This window comes from Jatrophihabitans sp., from assembly GCF_036389215.1.
Taxonomy (GTDB): Bacteria; Actinomycetota; Actinomycetes; order Mycobacteriales; family Jatrophihabitantaceae; genus Jatrophihabitans_A.
The window spans coordinates 1-16,681 of the sequence record NZ_DASVQG010000269.1 but is presented as its reverse complement, the minus strand read 5'-3'; the positions used below and the strand labels follow the sequence as shown (position 1 = coordinate 16,681).

The following is a 16,681-nucleotide window of genomic DNA, read 5'->3' as shown; positions in this document are numbered from 1 at the left end:
ATAGATGGGTGACATCTGATCGTGGTGCGGGAAGTGCCGCTGGGTAGTCGCGCTCTATCCGATACCGTCCCGCGATGACGTTGTCTGTCGGTGGTTGCCCGCCGTCTGGGGCCGGGTCACCCCTCAGGAGAATGAGGTGCTGCGCAGCATTGGGCTTATCCTAGGGCCAGCCTGCCAGAATGATCTAGCCTTGCTACCGAACTAAGGGTGGCTGTTAGGCGGTGAGAGTTGGGATGGGTGCAGCGCGGAAGCTCGGCGCCGTCGCAAAGGGCGCGGCCGGCTACCCCGGGCGGGCTCGGGCTGGGTTGCAGGTCAGCCCTGCGCCTCCAGGACGTCCAGGGCGTGCTGCAGGTCGGCCGGAAACGGCGAGACGACCGTCAGCCACTCGCCGGTACCGGGATGGGCGAACGACAGCGAGCGGGCGTGCAACCACTGCCGGCTCAGCCCCAGCCGCCGGCTCAGCACCGGGTCGGCGCCGTAGACCGTGTCGCCGCAGCACGGGTGGCGCAGCGCGGCCATGTGCACCCGGATCTGGTGGGTCCGGCCGGTCTCCAGCCGGACATCGAGCAGCGAGGCGGCCCGGTAGGCCTGCACCGTCTCGTAATGGGTGACGCTGGGCCGCCCGCTGGCCACCACCGCGAACTTCCAGTCCGAGGACGGGTGCCGGTCGATCGGCGCGTCGATGGTGCCCGAACTCGGATCGGGATGGCCCTGCACGAGCGCGGCGTACAGCTTCTCCACGGTGCGCTCCTTGAACGCCCGCTTCAGCGCGGTGTAGGCCCGCTCACTGGTGGCCACCACCATCACCCCGGTGGTTCCGGCATCCAGCCGGTGCACGATGCCCTGCCGCTCGGCCGCGCCGGAGGTGGACAGCCGGAGGCCCATCGCCGCGAGCCCCTGGGTCACCGTCGGTCCGTCCCAACCGATGCTCGGGTGCGCCGCGACGCCGACCGGCTTGTCCACGACGACGATGTCATCGTCGGAGTACAGGATGCTCAGCCCGTCCACCGCTTGGGGCGGCGCGGCGGCCAGGTCCACCGGCTGGGGGATGCTGATCTCCAGCCAGGACCCGCCGTGGACCTTCTCCGAACGGCCCGGGCTGGCCCCGTCCAGGGTGACGGCACCGTCGTCGATGAGGCCCGCGGCGGCGGACCGGGACAGCCCGAACAGCCGGGACAGCGCGACGTCCAACCGCAGGCCGTCCAGGCCGTCGGGGACCGGCAGCATCCGGACGTCAGTCATGCGACCGGCGCTCGGTGGCCGACTCGTCCGGCAGGCCCGCTGGCTCGTCCACGGGGCGCTGATCGGGCGTCGGACGCTGATCGGGTGCCGGGCTGAACTCGACACCGCGCAGGGAGAGCAGCACCGCCAGCGCGCCACCCGTCACGATCGCGGAGTCGGCCAGGTTGAAGATCGGCCAGACGTGACCGTCGTTGGCCAATACCGAGATCCAGTCCACCACGTGGCCCTTGCCCGGCGACGGCGCCCGGAACAGCCGGTCCACCAGGTTGCCCACGGCGCCGCCCAGGACCAGCCCGAGCGACAGCGCCCACCGGGACGAGGTGAGCCGGCGCGCTGCCCGCAGCACGATGGCGATGACGATGATCGAGATGGCGGTCAGCACCACGGTGGCCCCGGTGCCCACCGAGAAGGCGGCTCCGCTGTTGCGCGCCTGCACCAGGTACAGCGCGCCGCCCAGCAGCCGGATCCCGGGGTCGGTCTGCTCGATGTTGGCGACCACCAGGATCTTGCTGATCAGGTCGGCGGTCAGGACAGCCAGTGCGGTGAGGAAGAACAGCCGCATCTTGGTGCGTGGCCGCCCGCCGGCCGATTGCGCGGGGTCAGCCGGTCGGTAGTCGGTCACGCAGACCATTCTCGCATCGGCGAGCCGGTCAGCATCCCGGCGTCACCGGCTGGCGCCGTTCGGCCCGCGCCGTTGGGCTAGCGCCGTTCGGCCCGCGCCTTGCACTCGGCGTCCAGGGTGGCCATCGGCAGCGCCTTGAGCCGGGCCTTGGGAATCCGTTTGCCACAGTCCTCGCAGATCCCGTACGTCCCGGAGTCGATCCGCTCGATGGCGTGCTGGATCTGCAGGATCAGCAGCTGGCGGTTGGCCGCGATCGACTGCTCCTGCTCGCGCTCGAAGGTGTTGCTGCCGGCGTCGGCCTGATCGTCGCCGGCGCCGTCCCGGGACTGCCGCATTACCTCGAGCTGGCTCATCGACCGGTCGTACTCCAGCTGCATCTCGGCCAGCTCGTCCTGCAACCGGGACCGGATCTCGGCCAGCTCGGCAACGCTCAGATCGGCGCCGTTCTGGGCGGCGGGCTCGGCGCTGACCACGGCAGCAGCCTTCGTCGCCGCGGCCGAGGTCGCCACGACCTGGCTGGCCGGCGCTGTGGTGCTCGACTTCGCGGCAGGCGCCTTGGCTGCGGGTGCTTTCTTGGCGGGTGCTTTGTTGGCGGGCGTCTTCTTCGCGGGCGTCTTCTTCGCGGGCGCCGGCGGGGCAGCTCCGGTGCTGGCAGGCGCGGCCTTGGTCACCGATGCGGCCTTGGTGGCTGCCGGGCTCTTGGCCGCCGGTGCGCTCTTGGCCGCCGGTGCGCTCTTGGTGGCTGGCGGATTCTTGGCCGCCGGTGCGCTCTTGGCGGCCTTGGTCGGTGCGGCCTTGCCCGCTGCCTTGGCCGGTGCGGCCTTGTCCGCTGCCTTGGCCGGTGCGCTCTTGGCGGCCTTGGCCGCTGCCTTGGCTGGTGTCACCTTGGCAGCCGTCTTGGCGGCCGGAGAACTCTTGGCAGGTGCGGCCTGGGCAGCCTTGGTCGCCGTCGTACGGCTGGTCGCCGCCCTCTTCACCGGAGCCTTCGCCGCGGACACCGCCCCGGTGGCACTCTTGGGCGGCCCGACCTCGCCAGCGGCTTGACCGGCGCCGGCCTGCGTCGTTGCCTTGGTCGCCCGGCGCGCCGTCACCTTGCTCGCCGCGGCGGCCGACACGTCACCGGCTCGCCGCAACGCCGCATCGATCCGTCCTCGCACGCCTGCCATCCAGCGGCCCCTCTCGCCCCGTGCCCGCCGCCGGCGACCGGCGCCGGCTCTGGCAAGGCGTCAGAATAGGGGCTGGCTGTTCCGCCCGGTAGCGGGGCACGCCGGACACAGCGCCCATAAACACAGCGCCCATAAACGCAGCGCCCATAAACGCAGCGCCCATAAACGCATCGCCCCGCAACCCCTGCTGGCGATCGAACATATGGAGCTACCCAGGACGGGTGGGGTGGGTTCGGAAATTCATTCCCGGGACGACATAGAATCATCCGCAGGCGTCGACGAGGACAAGTAGCGCCGGTGGCAAGCCACGAGCGAGCTGGGGATGGTGTGAGCCCAGCGGTGAGCGCCGGAAAGCAAAATCACCTCCGAGCCTCGGAAGAAAGCGGCACCCGCCGCGAGTAGAACCGAGCGCAGTACCCAGAGCGGGCATTCCAGCCGGAGTGCCAAGAAGGGTGGTACCGCGGCAGCACCCGCTGTCGTCCCTTCACCGAGTGGCCGGCCTGATCCCAGACCGGCCGGCGTCCCGGCGAAGGAGAGTCCCGCGATGGCCTACCAGGCCCTGCCCGCCCATGTGGATCTGGCCGCGACCGACCACGAGGTGATCGCCTTCTGGCGTGAGCACAAGGTCTTCTCCAAGAGCCTCGAGCAGACCACCGGCGGCCCGTCCTACGTCTTCTACGAGGGCCCGCCGACCGCCAACGGCACACCGGGCACCCACCACATCGAGGCCCGCGCCTTCAAGGACCTGTTCCCGCGCTTCAAGACCATGAAGGGCTATTCGGTGCCCCGGATGGCGGGCTGGGACTGCCACGGCCTGCCGGTCGAGCTGGCCGTCGAGAAGCATCTGGGCTTCACCGGCAAGTCCGACATCGAGCGGTACGGCATCGCGGAGTTCAACGCCCAGTGCCGGGCCGAGGTGCAGCGCAACGTCGACCAGTTCACCGCGATGAGCGAGCGGATGGGCTACTGGGCCGACTACGACAACGCCTACTGGACGATGAACCGCGAGTACATCGAGTCGGTGTGGTGGGCGCTGAAGCAGATCTTCGACCAGGGGCTGCTGGTGGAGGACCACCGGGTGGCCCCGTACTGCCCGCGGTGCGGCACCGGGCTGTCCGACCACGAGGTGGCCCAGGGTTACGAGACCGTGGTCGACCCGTCGGTCTACGTCCGGCTGCCGTTGACCTCGGGTCCGCTGGCCGGGCAGGCGGACCTGCTGATCTGGACCACCACGCCCTGGACGCTGGTGTCCAACACCGCCGTCGCGGTCAATCCCGACGTCACCTACTCCGTCGTCCGGACGCCCGACGGCCAGACGCTGGTCACCTTCGTGGGAGGCGCGGCCAGCGCACAGCTGCCGCCGGGCACCGAGACCGTCGGCAGTTACCAGGGCCGGGAGATGGAGCGCTGGAGCTACCGCCGGCCCTTCGACTACGTCGAGATCGGCGATGCGCAGAACCCGGCGCACTTCGTGGTGCTGGCCGACTACGTCACCACCGAGGACGGCTCGGGCCTGGTGCACCAGTCACCGGCCTTCGGCGCCGATGACCTGGCGACCTGCCGCCGGTACGGGCTGCCGGTGGTCAACCCGATCGGCAAGGACGGCCACTTCCTGCCCGAGGTGCCCGAGGTCGGCGGGATGTTCTTCAAGGACGCCGACGACCAGCTGGTCAAGGACCTGACCCGGCGCGGCCTGCTGGTCAAGCACCTGGCCTACGAGCACTCCTACCCGCACTGCTGGCGGTGCCACACCCCGCTGATGTACTACGCGCTGCCCTCGTTCTACGTCCGGACCACCGCCCGCAAGGCCGAGCTGATCGCGCAGAACGAGGCCACCAACTGGTATCCGGACACCATCAAGCACGGCCGCTACGGCGACTGGCTCGACAACAACATCGACTGGGCGCTGTCGCGCGACCGGTACTGGGGCACCCCGCTGCCGATCTGGCGCAACGACGAGGACCCCGGCCGGCTGGTCTGCGTCGGTTCGCTGGCCGAGCTCTCCGAGCTGACCGGGGAGGACCTCAGCGAGCTGGACCCGCACCGGCCCTTCGTCGACGTCCCGACCTTCACGCTGCCCGGCGTGCCGGGCACCTTCTCCCGGGTGCCGCAGGTGATCGACGGCTGGTTCGACTCGGGCTCGATGCCGTTCGCCCAGTTCGGCGCGCCGCACCGCAACGCCGAGCTGGCCCGGCAGAACTACCCCGCCGACTTCATCTCCGAGGCGATCGACCAGACCCGGGGCTGGTTCTACACGCTGATGGTGGTCGGCACCCTGGTGTTCGACGAGTCCAGCTACCGCAACGTGGTGTGCCTGGGCCACATCCTGGCCGAGGACGGCCGCAAGATGAGCAAGCACCTGGGCAACATCCTGGAGCCGATCCCGCTGATGGAGCGGCACGGAGCCGACGCGGTGCGCTGGTTCATGCTGGCCGGCGGCTCGCCGTGGTCGGCCCGCCGGGTCGGGCACAAGAACCTGGAGGAGATCGCCTCCAAGGTGCTGCGCACGTACTGGTCGATCGCCTCGTTCCAGTCCCTCTACGCCCGGGCCAACGGCTGGACGCCGGGTCAGGAACCTCATGCCGCGAGCGACAAGTCCAACCTCCTGGACCGCTGGGCCGGGGCCGAGACCAACCGGGTGGCCGCCGAGGTGGACGCCGCCCTGGAGGCCTATGACCCCGCACGGGCCGGCCGGGCGCTGTCCGGGCTGATCGATGACCTGTCCAACTGGTACGTCCGGCGGTCCCGCCGCCGGTTCTGGGACGGTGACCCGGCGGCGCTGCAGACCCTGCACGACTGCCTGAACACGCTGACCCGGCTGCTGGCACCGTTCGTGCCGTTCGTCACCGAGCGGGTCTGGCAGGCGCTGTTCGCCGAGACCACCGGGGTCGACTCGGTGCACCTGGCGGCCTGGCCGGACACCGCGGCGGCGACCGATCCGGCGCTGTCGGCCCAGGTGTCGCTGGTGCGCCGGGTGGTCGAGCTGGGCCGGGCCGCGCGGGCCGGGTCCGGGGTCAAGACCCGGCAGCCGCTGGCCAGGGCGCTGATCTCGGCCCCGGGCTGGACCGGCCTGCCCGAGCAGCTGCGCCAGCAGGTGGCCGACGAGCTGAACGTGGTCGAGCTTGCCGAACTCGCCAGCGCCGAGGACCTGGTCAATGTCACGGTCAAGCCGAACTTCCGCACGCTCGGCAAGCGGTTCGGCTCCCGGACGAAGGAGGTGGCCACGGCGATCACCGCCGCCGACCCCGCGGAGCTGGCCCGCTCGCTGCGCGAGACCGGGACGATGCGGTTGCCGTCGCTGGCCGAGGACGTCACCGCCGAGGAGGTGCTGATCAGCGAGGCGCCGGTATCGGGCTGGGCGGTGGAGACCTCCGGGCCCGAGACGGTGGCGCTGGATCTCGAACTCACCGGCGAGCTGCGCCGGCTGGGGTTGCTGCGGGAGGTGATCCGGATCGTGCAGGACGCCCGCAAGAACGCCGGCTTCGATGTCACCGACCGGATCACGCTGCACTGGACGGTCGGCGGGTCACCGGAGCCGGCCCAGGCGATCCGTGAGCACTTGGACGAGCTGGCGGGCGAGGTGCTCGCCACCTCCGTCACCGAGGGCACCCCGGCTGAGCCGGACGGCTTCTTCCCCGCCGGCGACGACGAGCTCGGGCTGCACCTCTGGCTGGCCAGGACCAGCTAGCCGAGCCGGCAGCCGGTTCTCGGCGGGTGCTTCAGCGGGCGGCCAGGGCCGGTTCTCGGCGGGTGCTTCAGCGGGCGACCAGGGCCGGTTCTCGGCGGGTGCTTCAGCGGGCGGCCAGGCCGGAATCGGGGTCGCACAGCGCGCACGGGGTGAAACCGTCCTCGACGGCCTGGCGCAGCGGCACCGGCACCGGCCCGCGCCCGGACAGGAAGGCGCAGTCGGGCAGGTGGTAGCGCGGCCGGCCATCGATCACCCAGACCGGCTCATCGCCGCGGCTGCGCAGCGGCGGGTCGGTGTCGGCCTCGGCCGGCTCGGCGACATCCATGTCTTCCGGCTGGGGCTCGGTCCTGTTGCCGGTGTCGGCCGTGCTTTCGGGCCCGTCGTGAGGCTCGGCCAAGTCTTCGAGCTCGGCATGAAGCGGCTCGGGATGAAGCGGCTCGGCACGGGCCGGCTCGGTAGCCGCATGGGCCGGCTCGGTAGCCGCATGGGCCGGCTCGGGGGCCCGGCTTGGTTCCTCAGCGGCGTGCGCCGGCGGCACGGCGACCGGGAGCGGCGCCGCGGACACCGATGCCGGCGCCCGTCCCGCACGGGGTACCTGAGCGGCCGTGCCGACCTGAGCGGCCGTGCGGGCCTGCGGCTCCTCCGTCCCGGCCGGTCCGGACGAGCCCGCGGCGCCACCGGCCTGCGGCCGGCGGCGGTAGCGGAGGATAGTCATGGCGGCCAGCAGGCTGGCCAGGATCGAGGCCACCACCAGCACGGTCCCGCCGGTGATCAATCCCAGCACCAGCAATGCCAGGCCCGCGACGAGCAGCACCAACACGACTACCTGCACGTCGCGGCCTCCCGCTCTAGTACGACGACGCGGCGAGCGGCGACATCAGACGCGCCCGGGCGCAGGGTGGCTCGCTGCTGGCGGCGAGGGTTCCGCTCGGCTACCCCAGGCCTCAGCTGTGTTGCTTGTCCGACCCGGTCGCCTGGGTGACCGGCTCCGCCTTGGTGGTGGTGGTGTCCAGATCGCGCAGCTGAGCCTCCAGGTAGCTCTTGAGCCGGGACCGGTACTCGTGCTCGAACGTGCGCAACTCCTCCAGCCGCTTCTCCAGCGCCGCCTTGCGCTGCTCGAGCTGGCTGGTGATCTGGTTGGCCCGCTGCTCGGCTTCCTGCAGCGTGCTGGCGGCCTTGGTCCGAGAATCCCGGTCCAGTTGCTCAGCCCGTGACTGGGCCTCGGCGACGGTCTTCTCGTGGAAGGCCCGCGCCTCAGCCTGCATCCGCTCGTGGTGCGCCTTGGCCTCGGCGAGGGTCTTCTCCGAATGCGACTTGGCGGCGGCGGTCTGCTCGTCGGCAGCCTGCTGCGCCAGTGCGAGCACCCGCTCCGCCTGGCTGAGCTGGTTGATCCCGCCACCGGCCCCGCCGCCGGCGGCCGCCGGCGCGGCACTCTTCGCGGCGGCAGCTTCCTGCTGTGCCTGCACGACCGCCTGCCGGGCCTGGCTGACCGCCGCCTCCAGCTCACCGATCCGGCTGGTCAGCTTGCGGTTCTCCTCGTGCGCCGCGGCCAGCGCGGCCGAGTCCTTCTGGTCGCCCGAGGGTTGCCTGGCCTGGCTGAGCGCCGACTCGAGCTCGCCGATCCGGGCGGTGAGCTTGCGGTTCTCCTCACGGGCCGCCGTCAGTGCCGAAGCGTCCGCGGACGCCCCACCGTCGGACGAGCGGTCCTTGAGGTCTGCGTTCTCCTCGATCAGGCGGGCGAGTTCGAGTTCGACGGCATCGAGAAACTGGTCGACCTCTTCTTCGTCGTACCCGCGCTTGCCGATCGGGGGCTTCTTGAAGACCACGTTGTGGACTTCGGCGGGTGTCAAACGCATCGAGTCACCTCATGTGGAGTGCGGAAGGCCCTGGGACGGGCCGTCCTTGGAGTGCGAACGGACAGGCTTGCAAGATGCGGCACCCTGCGAAGTCCGGTGCCGATCACCCCGACTACGCGAGTCGGTGCGTAGGCAGGATAGCGACCCTGGCCCCAGTCATAACGCGCAAGTAGCGAAAGACGGCCGAAGCCTGCCCCTGACAGCCTGCTCGGCAGGTCCCGGCGGGCTAACCGGCGGCCAGCGATGACACGAACGCGCGCAGCAGCCAGATGAGGATCAGCAGGACGATCACACTCATGTCGAAGCTCACGCCGCCGAGCCGCAACGGCGGGATCAACCGTCGCAGCAACTTCATCGGCGGATCGGTCACGGTGTACACGGCTTCCAGGCCGATCGCCGCGGCACCGGCCGGGCGCCATGACCTGGCGAAGCTGCGGGTCGTCTCTACGATCAGCCGGGCGATCACCAGGAGGTAGAACACCAGCAGGGCGAGGCCGATCGCGGCCCAGAACGTCGTCATGGACCCATTCTGGCATCCGCATGGTAGGGACCGTTGACGCTTCAGCTCTGGTTGTAGAAGCCACCCTCGACGATCCGCTGCTTGTCGGCCGCCGTCACCGAGACGTTGTGCGGGCTGAGCAGGAACACCTTGGGGGTGACCCGCTCGATGCTGCCGTGCAGGCCGAAGGTCAGTCCGGCCGCGAAGTCGACCAGTCGCTTGGCATCCGAGTCGTCCATTTCGGACAGGTTCATGATCACCGGTGTCCCGGCGCGGAACTGCAGGCCGATCGTCTTGGCCTCGTTGTAGGTACGCGGGTGCAGGGTGGTGATGCGCTGCGGTGGCTGCTCGTAGCTGTCGTAGTCGTCATAGCCCTCTGCCTCCGGGCTGGCCGCCTCGTAGGCGGCCCGCGCCGGTGCGGCCTCGACCTCGCGCCGGTGGTACTGCGGATCGCGCGCGAGCGCACCGTAGGACTCCGTGCCGCCGCCGTCGGCGTAGTCGTCATCCTCGACCAGCCCGAGGTAGACGCCCATCTTCCGAAAGGCTGTAGCCATTCCGTCCTCCTGTGTAGGTACTTCCCGCTGCTGCGGGCCGACGCTATCTGAATTGTTGTTCGCGGCGGCCGAGCAACGCCGTACCGATCCGCACGTGTGTCGCGCCGTGCCGCAGCGCGGCTTCCAGGTCATCGCTCATGCCGGCCGAGACGATCCCGGCCGCCGGATGGTTCTCGCGTAACCACTGGGCCACCTCGGCCAAGCGGCTGAACGCCTGATCGGGATCGCCCTCCAGCGGCGCGATCGCCATGATCCCGGCCAGCCGCAGGACGTCGGATCCTGCTATCCGATCGGCCAACCGCATCAGCTCGTCCGCCGCGCCGCCGCCGCGGCCCTCCGCCGCGGGTGCGGCGTCGAGGCTGAGCTGCACCAGGACGTCGAGTGCCTCCCGGCCGGCTCGCCGGACACCGTCTTCCAGCGCGTCCGCCAGGCCCTGCCGGTCCACGCTGTGCACCAGGCCGGCGTAGCGGGCCACCGACCGGGCCTTGTTGCTCTGCAGCCGCCCGATGAAGTGCCAGCGGACGGCGACACCGGTCAGAGCGGCCAGTTGCGCCGACTTGACCGAGGCATCCTGATCGCGGCTCTCCCCCAGGTCGGTCACGCCGAGCTCGGCCAGCAGCGCGGCATCGGTGACCGGGAAGAACTTGGTCACCGCGATCAGGGTGATCTCCTCGCCGGACCGGCCGGCGGCCGCGCATCCCCGCTGGATCCGGGACCGGACCGCGGCCAGGTTGTCGCGCAACTCGGCCAGCCGGTCCTCCGGCGAACTCATCGAGGCTGGCCCGGCCTACTTGAGGAAGTCGGGTACGTCCAGCTCCTCGTCCGGCTCGACCGGCTTGCGGGTGGTGGTCGGTGACCAGCTCCCACCCGATGATCCGGCGCCCGGCGCGGCCGAGGTGGCCGCACCGTAGGCGGTGGCACCGGCGCTCGGCCCGAACGACGGTGCCGGGCGCCCGGACCCGTTCAGCACCGGCCCGGCCGAGACCGTGGCCAGCTGCGCTTCGGGCTCCCGCCGGGCGGGAATCTCCACCTTCTTGTACGGCAACTGGCCCGAGTCGAAGCCCGCGGCGATGACCGTCACCTTGACCTCGTCACCGAGGGTGTCGTCGATCACCGCACCGAAGATGATGTTGGCGTCGGGGTGGGCGGACTCGGCGACCAGGGTGGCGGCGTCGTTGATCTCGAACAGCCCCAGGTCAGAGCCGCCGTAGATCGACAGCAGCACGCCGTGCGCGCCGTCCATGCTGGCTTCCAGCAGCGGGCTGGCGATCGCCATCTCCGCGGCGGCCCGGGCCCGGCCCTCGCCGCGGGCCGAGCCGATGCCCATCAGCGCCGAGCCGGCTCCGCTCATGACGCTCTTGACGTCGGCGAAGTCGAGGTTGATCAAGCCGGGGGTGGTGATCAGGTCGGTGATGCCCTGGACACCGGACAGCAGCACCTGGTCGGCGCTGCGGAAGGCGTCCATCACCGACACGTTGTGGTCCGAGATCTGCAGCAGCCGGTCGTTCGGAATGACGATCAGCGTGTCGCACTCGGCGCGCAGCGCCTCGATGCCCATCTCGGCCTGGGTGGCGCGCTTCTTGCCCTCGAAGGAGAACGGCCGGGTGACCACGCCGATGGTGAGCGCGCCGAGCTTGCGCGCCATGCTGGCGATCACCGGCGCGCCGCCGGTACCGGTGCCGCCGCCCTCACCCGCGGTGACGAACACCATGTCAGCGCCCTTGAGCACCTCTTCGATCTCGTCGCGGTGGTCCTCGGCGGCCTTGCGGCCGACCTCGGGCTGCGCGCCGGCGCCCAGGCCGCGGGTCAGCTCGCGGCCGACATCGAGCTTGACGTCGGCATCGGACATCAGCAACGCCTGTGCGTCGGTGTTCACCGCGATGAACTCCACGCCCTTCAGGCCCTGCTCGATCATCCGGTTGACCGCGTTCACGCCGCCGCCGCCGACACCGACGACCTTGATCACAGCGAGGTAGTTGTGGGGTGAGGTCATGAGCTGTCCTTCGCTTGGGCTTTCGATCTTCGGTGTTGGTCGGGCACTTGTTCGAACCCTCACCCTCAAGTAGACCGTTAACGTTATGTCAACCTGAGCGATACCAGGAAAAGTAGTTCGCCGTGCCGCCGCCGCACGAAGGCGCGCCGCGCCACACCGAAAATCACGGCTGGCGAAGTCTGGGACGGCCAGGCAAGCCGTGGCCGAGCTGCGTGCTGCGGGTCGCCCGGAGCAGCAGTTTTTGACCGGATGCTGAGCCTTGACAGGCAATTGACTGCAATGTCACATTTACTTCCCTATCGCCGCTTCCGAGGAGCCCGCAATGGCACGTATCAAGGCACGCATGGCCGGCACGGTGGCCTCCACGATGATCCTCGCCGCCGTCGGCCTGGTGTGGACGTCCGGCGATGCCGCCGCCTACGGCCAATGCGTCGAGACGATTCCGTCCGATCACCACTGGGTCAGCGTGAGCTGCCCGACGCAGCCGGGTGGAACGCAGTTCCGCGTCAAGACGTATGTGTGTACGAGCGACTCCAGTGGTTGTGGCTCGACCCCCGTGTATGGACAGTGGGCGCCTTGGGGTGGCACCTCTACGGTCTCGGCCGGCTTCGACTACGTGGACTTCAACCGCGTGACGATCGAGGTCGGCTATCCCGTCCCGGTTGACTAGCAGCCCCGCTGGGCCGCCAGTCCCGTTAAGCCGCCAGTCCCGCTAGGCCGCCAGTCCCGCTAGGCCGCGGCCGACGCAGGGAGCCGGCTCCGCCCGACGGGTCTGCCTCAGCGCGGTCGTCAGTTGCCGGAGGTGCCTCGGCTGGTCACCGCGCTGGGATCGCTGAGGTCGAAGTAGCGACCAGGCTGGCCGAGCAGCGCCGTGAGCAGCCGGGCCTTGTCGGCGCTGCGGTCGACGCCGCCCCACAGCACGATCCGCCCGTCCCGCAAGGTCAACGTGACCGACTCGGCGCTCGGCGCCGAGATCGAGCTGAGGGACTTAAGGATCTTGCCAGGCAGCGCCGCCGCGACCGCCGCCGCTGCCGCCGATGACGCGCCGGAGGCCGGCACCAGCAGCCGCGGCAGGCCGGCCGGTGCGGATCTCACGGTGCGGAAGGCCACGTTGTCACCGTCGACGAGCTGCGCCTGTCCCCCGTCGACCGGCCGGTAGCCGATCGCCACCCGCTCAGTGATCCGGATCGTCACGCTGGCCGGATAGGACCTGCTCACCGTGACGGTGCGCACCGGTGCCACCGCGCCCACCCGGGAGCTGATGGCGCCGAGATCAAGCCGGGCCAGCGGCGTGCCGGCGCGGATGCCGGCCGCGGCGCGGAGCTGCTCCGCGGTCACCGTCCGGGCCCCGACCACGTTCACCGTGCGCACCCCCAGCACGCTGGAGAAGGCCACCAGCCACGCCAGCAGCGCGAGCACCAGCACCGCCGCGCACCAGTACCACCACCGTGCCGGCCGGATCGATGCCAGCCGACCGGACCGGCCGCCGCCTACCGAGTCACCGCCCACCGAGTCGCCGCCTATCGGGTTGCTGGTCATCAAGTCGCCGGTCATCGAGTCGCCGCCCGTCGGGTGAGTTCAGCGAGGATGTCGGCGCACAGCAGGTGCACGTCGCCGATCCCCATCGTCAGCACCAGGTCACCGGGCTCGGCCAGCGCCGCGACCCGGGCCGCGACCGCGTGCCAGTCGGGCTCGTACATCACCTGAGCGGCAGGCAGCGGGACCTGCTCGGCGATCAGCTCGCCGGTCACTCCCGGAATGGGCCGCTCCCGTGCCGGGAAGATGTCCATCACGACGGCGATGTCGGCCAGCGCCATCGCCTGGCCGAATTCCGCGGCGAACGTCTGGGTCCGGCTGTACGTCCCGGGCTGGAAGATCGCGATCAGCCGCCCGGACCCGGCCAGCACCCCGCGGGCAGCGCCGAGCTGGGCACGCACCTCTGTCGGATGGTGGGCATAGTCATCATACACCCGCACTCCGGCCGCCACACCGTGAAGCTCGAAGCGGCGCTGCACGCCGGCGAAGCCACGCCAGCTGCCGGCGACCTGTGGCACCGGCAGCCCGAGTTCGACCGCCACCGCGAGCGCGGCGCTCGCGTTGAGTGCCATGTGCCGTCCGACCAGCGACCCGAGCCGGACGTCGACCGGGGTTTCGGCAACGCCGTGCACGGTGAACTCCACCGCGTCCGGCAGCTCGCGGATGTCCGAGACCCGGATGTCGGCCTCCGGCCCGGTTCCGTAGCCGCGGACCCGGACGCCCCTGCCACGGGCATCGCGGTCTTGGGCATCGCGTTCCCGGGCATCACGTTCTCGGGCATAGCCGGCCAGCCGGCTGGCACCGGGGTCATCGGCGCAGTACAGCAGCAGCCCGCCCGGGGAGATCCGGTCGACGAACTGCTCGAAGGCCCGGAAGACGCCTTCGAGGTCGCCGTGGTTCTCCAGGTGATCGGCCTCGACGTTGGTGACCACCGCGATCTCGGGCCACAGCAGCAGGAACGAGCCGTCGCTCTCGTCGGCCTCGACGAGGAACAAGTCGTCGCTGCCGGCCCGCCCGTTCACCCCGGCACCGCCCAGGTTCGCCCCGATCGCGAAGGACGGATCGAGCCCGGCGGCCAGCGCGGCAGTGGCCAGCAGTGAGGTGGTGGTGGTCTTGCCGTGGGTGCCCGCGACCGCGACGCAGCGGCTGCCACTGATCATCGCCGCCAGCGCGGTAGCCCGCCGGAGCACCCGCAGCCCGCGCTCGCGGCCGGTGACCAGTTCGACGTTGGCGGGGTCGATCGCGGTGGTGTAGACCAGCGTGTCGCAGGAGTCCAGGTGCCGCACCGAATGCCCGATCGAGATATCGGCACCGAGTTCGCGCAGCTGCCCCACGGTCACCGACTCCCGGCTCTCGCAGCCGGTCACCGGCACGCCCCGGGCGAGCATGATCCGGGCCAGACTGCTCATTCCCGAACCCGCGATGCCCATGATGTGCACCCGGCCCAGCTCGGCGGCCGGCGGCACCACCTCGGTGGCCGCCGTGGCCACCAGCGCGGCGCCGGGTGCCGCCCAGCCCTCCGGCCGGGCATAGCCGGCCTGGGACCGCACCGCCGGGTTGCTCGGCTCAGTCCGGTCGGCAGGCTCAGGCGTTGTGGTCATGAGCCACTTCCAGCACGCTGCGGGCGAGCACCGCGGCCGCGTCCCGGTTGCCCGCGCGGCGCGCGGCGGCGGCCATCGCGGCCAGCCGGGGCGGGTCGGTGAGCACCGCGGTCACGTTGTGGGCAACCCAGGCCGGGTCGCAGTCCTCATCCGCCACCATCAGGCCGCCACCGGCCGCGACGATCGGCTCGGCGTTCAGGCGCTGCTCGCCGCCACGCAGCGGCAACGGCACGTAGCCGGCCGGCAGGCCCACCGCGGTCAGCTCGGCGCAGGTCATCGCTCCCGAGCGGCACAGCACGAAGTCGGCGGCGGCGTACCCGTCAGCCATCGCGTCGAGGTAGGGCAGCACCAGGTACGGCGGCTCGTCCGCGGTCCTGGCCGGCGCGGTCAACGGGTTCTTGGCACCGGCGATGTGCAGCACCTGGATGCCTGCCTCGGCCAGCGCCCGGTGCGCGCCGAGCACCGCCTCGTTCAGCCGCCGGGCACCCTGCGAGCCCCCGGTGACCAGCAGGGTCGGCCGGTCGGCGGCCAGTCCGAGCCGGGCCCGGGCGGCGGGCCGCTCGCCGTCACGGTCCAGCTCGATGATCGCCGGACGTAGCGGAATGCCGATCGGCCGCGCGTGGCCCAGCCCGGTGGAGGCGGTCGCGGTGTAGACGTGCGTGGTCAGCCGGGCCGCCAGCCGGTTGGCCACCCCGGGCCGGGCGTTGGCCTCGTGCACCACGATCGGAATGCCGCGCCGCCGGGCGGCCAGGTAGGCCGGCACCGCGACGTAGCCGCCGAAGCCGACCACCACGTCGGCGTGCACCCGGTCCAGCACCTCACCGGCCGCCCGGACCGCCGCGGCTACCCGGCTCGGCGTCCTGAGCAGCGCCAGGTTCAGCCGCCGCGGCAACGGCACCGGCGGGATCAGCTCCAGCGGATATCCCCGCGCTGGGATCAACGTGGTGTCCAGGCCCCGGACGGTGCCGAGCGCGGTGATCAGCGCGTCGGGCTCGAGCTCACGGATCGCGTCAGCGACGTTCATCGCGGGTTCGATGTGCCCGGCGGAATGACCACCGGCGAGGACGATGCTGGTTGCCCCCATCGCCTCAAGCACCCTTGCGGCGGGTCGCCGGCTGGCCCGGTGGCCGGTGCGGGGCCGGTTGCCGGCGACCGGCCGGAGCAGGCCGTTTCGAGGTCGCGGCCCTGGCAGGCGGGGGCGTGGCTGCGGAGGGGGCTGCGGACGAGGCCGGCGGCGTTGGTGGGGACGCGGCTGAGGAGGGGGCTGCGGACGCGGCTGGGGTGGGTGCGGGCTGGGTGCCCGCCGATCGCGCCGTCGAGCCCCGCTGCGCCGTGGAAGCCTGCCGCGCGGTCGAAGCCTGCCGCGCGGTCGAAGCCCGCCGCGCCGTGGAGGCCTGCCGCGCGGTCGAAGCCTGCCGCGCCGTGGACACCCGCGGAATTCCCAGCCGCAGCGCCCGGACCCACCGCGCGGTGCTGCCGCTGTCGGCGGCCCGCTGGGCGGCCCGGGCGGCACCGGGTTCGTGCCGGGCGAAGGAGACCAGCATGCCGAGCACCGCACAGGTCAGCACCAGCGAGGTGCCGCCGTTGGAGATGAACGGCAGCGGGATGCCGGTGACCGGCAGCAGCGCGGTCACGTAGCCGACGTTGATCAGGGCCTGCCCCGCGATCCAGATGGCGGCGCCGCTGCCCACCAACCGGACGAACGGGTCCTGGCTGCGATGGGCGATCCGCATCGCGGCATAGGTGAACAGCGCGAACAGCCCGAGCACCACCATGCAGCCGAGCAGGCCGAGCTCCTCGCCGATGACCGCGAAGACGTAATCGGTGTTGGCGTTGGGCACCCAGCCGTACTTCGACGTCCCCTGCCCGAGACCCACCCCGAAGATGCCGCCACTGGACAGCGCGTACAGCCCCTGGATGGTGT

Annotated in this window: 15 protein-coding genes; 2 read left to right on the top strand and 13 right to left on the bottom strand. The window is 71.1% G+C overall.

Annotation, left to right across the window (positions count from 1 at the left end):
- Nucleotides 1-312: 312 nt before the first annotated feature.
- The 3 genes from VF542_RS15260 to VF542_RS15250 form a co-directional block, all read right to left on the bottom strand.
- A complete protein-coding gene (locus VF542_RS15260) occupies nucleotides 313-1,242 on the bottom strand; it encodes an RluA family pseudouridine synthase (protein ID WP_408652554.1) in 930 nt (309 codons plus the stop codon).
- Nucleotides 1,235-1,873 carry a signal peptidase II gene (gene lspA, locus VF542_RS15255; protein ID WP_408652553.1) on the bottom strand — a complete coding sequence of 213 codons (639 nt, stop codon included), beginning with the start codon at nucleotides 1,871-1,873 and terminating at the stop codon, nucleotides 1,235-1,237. The genes VF542_RS15260 and lspA overlap by 8 nt, the downstream gene beginning before the upstream one ends.
- 68 nt (nucleotides 1,874-1,941) lie before the next feature.
- Entirely contained in the window at nucleotides 1,942-3,030 is a 1,089-nt protein-coding gene (locus VF542_RS15250; protein ID WP_408652552.1) for a TraR/DksA family transcriptional regulator, read from the bottom strand.
- A gap of 544 nt (nucleotides 3,031-3,574) precedes the next feature.
- On the opposite strand from VF542_RS15250, the gene ileS reads away from it, so the two are divergent.
- Nucleotides 3,575-6,718: an isoleucine--tRNA ligase gene (gene ileS / locus VF542_RS15245; RefSeq protein ID WP_408652551.1), complete on the top strand. Its 3,144-nt coding sequence runs from the start codon at nucleotides 3,575-3,577 to the stop codon at nucleotides 6,716-6,718.
- 103 nt (nucleotides 6,719-6,821) lie between these two features.
- Here ileS and VF542_RS15240 read toward each other — a convergent pair whose 3' ends face one another.
- From VF542_RS15240 to ftsZ, 6 genes are all read right to left on the bottom strand, one after another.
- Nucleotides 6,822-7,550 (bottom strand): hypothetical protein, encoded by a 729-nt coding sequence (locus VF542_RS15240; protein WP_408652550.1) that lies wholly within the window; start codon nucleotides 7,548-7,550, stop codon nucleotides 6,822-6,824.
- Nucleotides 7,551-7,662: 112 nt separating this feature from the next.
- Nucleotides 7,663-8,574, bottom strand: coding sequence for a DivIVA domain-containing protein (locus VF542_RS15235; protein WP_408652549.1), 912 nt, complete (start codon nucleotides 8,572-8,574; stop codon nucleotides 7,663-7,665).
- A gap of 226 nt (nucleotides 8,575-8,800) precedes the next feature.
- Nucleotides 8,801-9,094: a YggT family protein gene (locus VF542_RS15230; RefSeq protein ID WP_408652548.1), complete on the bottom strand. Its 294-nt coding sequence runs from the start codon at nucleotides 9,092-9,094 to the stop codon at nucleotides 8,801-8,803.
- Nucleotides 9,095-9,135: 41 nt separating this feature from the next.
- Complete coding sequence (locus VF542_RS15225; RefSeq protein WP_408652547.1) at nucleotides 9,136-9,627, bottom strand: cell division protein SepF; 492 nt, start codon at nucleotides 9,625-9,627, stop codon at nucleotides 9,136-9,138.
- A gap of 43 nt (nucleotides 9,628-9,670) precedes the next feature.
- Nucleotides 9,671-10,399 (bottom strand): YggS family pyridoxal phosphate-dependent enzyme, encoded by a 729-nt coding sequence (locus tag VF542_RS15220; protein ID WP_408652546.1) that lies wholly within the window; start codon nucleotides 10,397-10,399, stop codon nucleotides 9,671-9,673.
- Nucleotides 10,400-10,414: 15 nt separating this feature from the next.
- Entirely contained in the window at nucleotides 10,415-11,620 is a 1,206-nt protein-coding gene (ftsZ, locus tag VF542_RS15215; protein ID WP_408652545.1) for a cell division protein FtsZ, read from the bottom strand.
- A gap of 322 nt (nucleotides 11,621-11,942) precedes the next feature.
- Between ftsZ and VF542_RS15210 the strand changes: the two genes are divergently transcribed.
- On the top strand, nucleotides 11,943-12,290 hold the full coding sequence (locus tag VF542_RS15210; RefSeq protein WP_408652544.1) for a hypothetical protein: 348 nt from the start codon (nucleotides 11,943-11,945) through the stop codon (nucleotides 12,288-12,290).
- Between the two features lie 119 nt (nucleotides 12,291-12,409).
- Here VF542_RS15210 and VF542_RS15205 read toward each other — a convergent pair whose 3' ends face one another.
- The 4 genes from VF542_RS15205 to VF542_RS15190 all read right to left on the bottom strand — a co-directional run.
- Entirely contained in the window at nucleotides 12,410-13,174 is a 765-nt protein-coding gene (locus VF542_RS15205; RefSeq protein ID WP_408652543.1) for a cell division protein FtsQ/DivIB, read from the bottom strand.
- Nucleotides 13,171-14,757, bottom strand: a complete 1,587-nt coding sequence (gene murC, locus VF542_RS15200; RefSeq protein ID WP_408652542.1) for a UDP-N-acetylmuramate--L-alanine ligase — start codon at nucleotides 14,755-14,757, stop codon at nucleotides 13,171-13,173. The genes VF542_RS15205 and murC overlap by 4 nt, the downstream gene beginning before the upstream one ends.
- Nucleotides 14,741-15,841 carry a UDP-N-acetylglucosamine--N-acetylmuramyl-(pentapeptide) pyrophosphoryl-undecaprenol N-acetylglucosamine transferase gene (locus VF542_RS15195; protein ID WP_408652541.1) on the bottom strand — a complete coding sequence of 367 codons (1,101 nt, stop codon included), beginning with the start codon at nucleotides 15,839-15,841 and terminating at the stop codon, nucleotides 14,741-14,743. The genes murC and VF542_RS15195 overlap by 17 nt, the downstream gene beginning before the upstream one ends.
- A gap of 4 nt (nucleotides 15,842-15,845) precedes the next feature.
- Nucleotides 15,846-16,681: FtsW/RodA/SpoVE family cell cycle protein (locus VF542_RS15190; RefSeq protein WP_408652540.1), on the bottom strand; the 836-nt coding region annotated here is incomplete at its 5' end.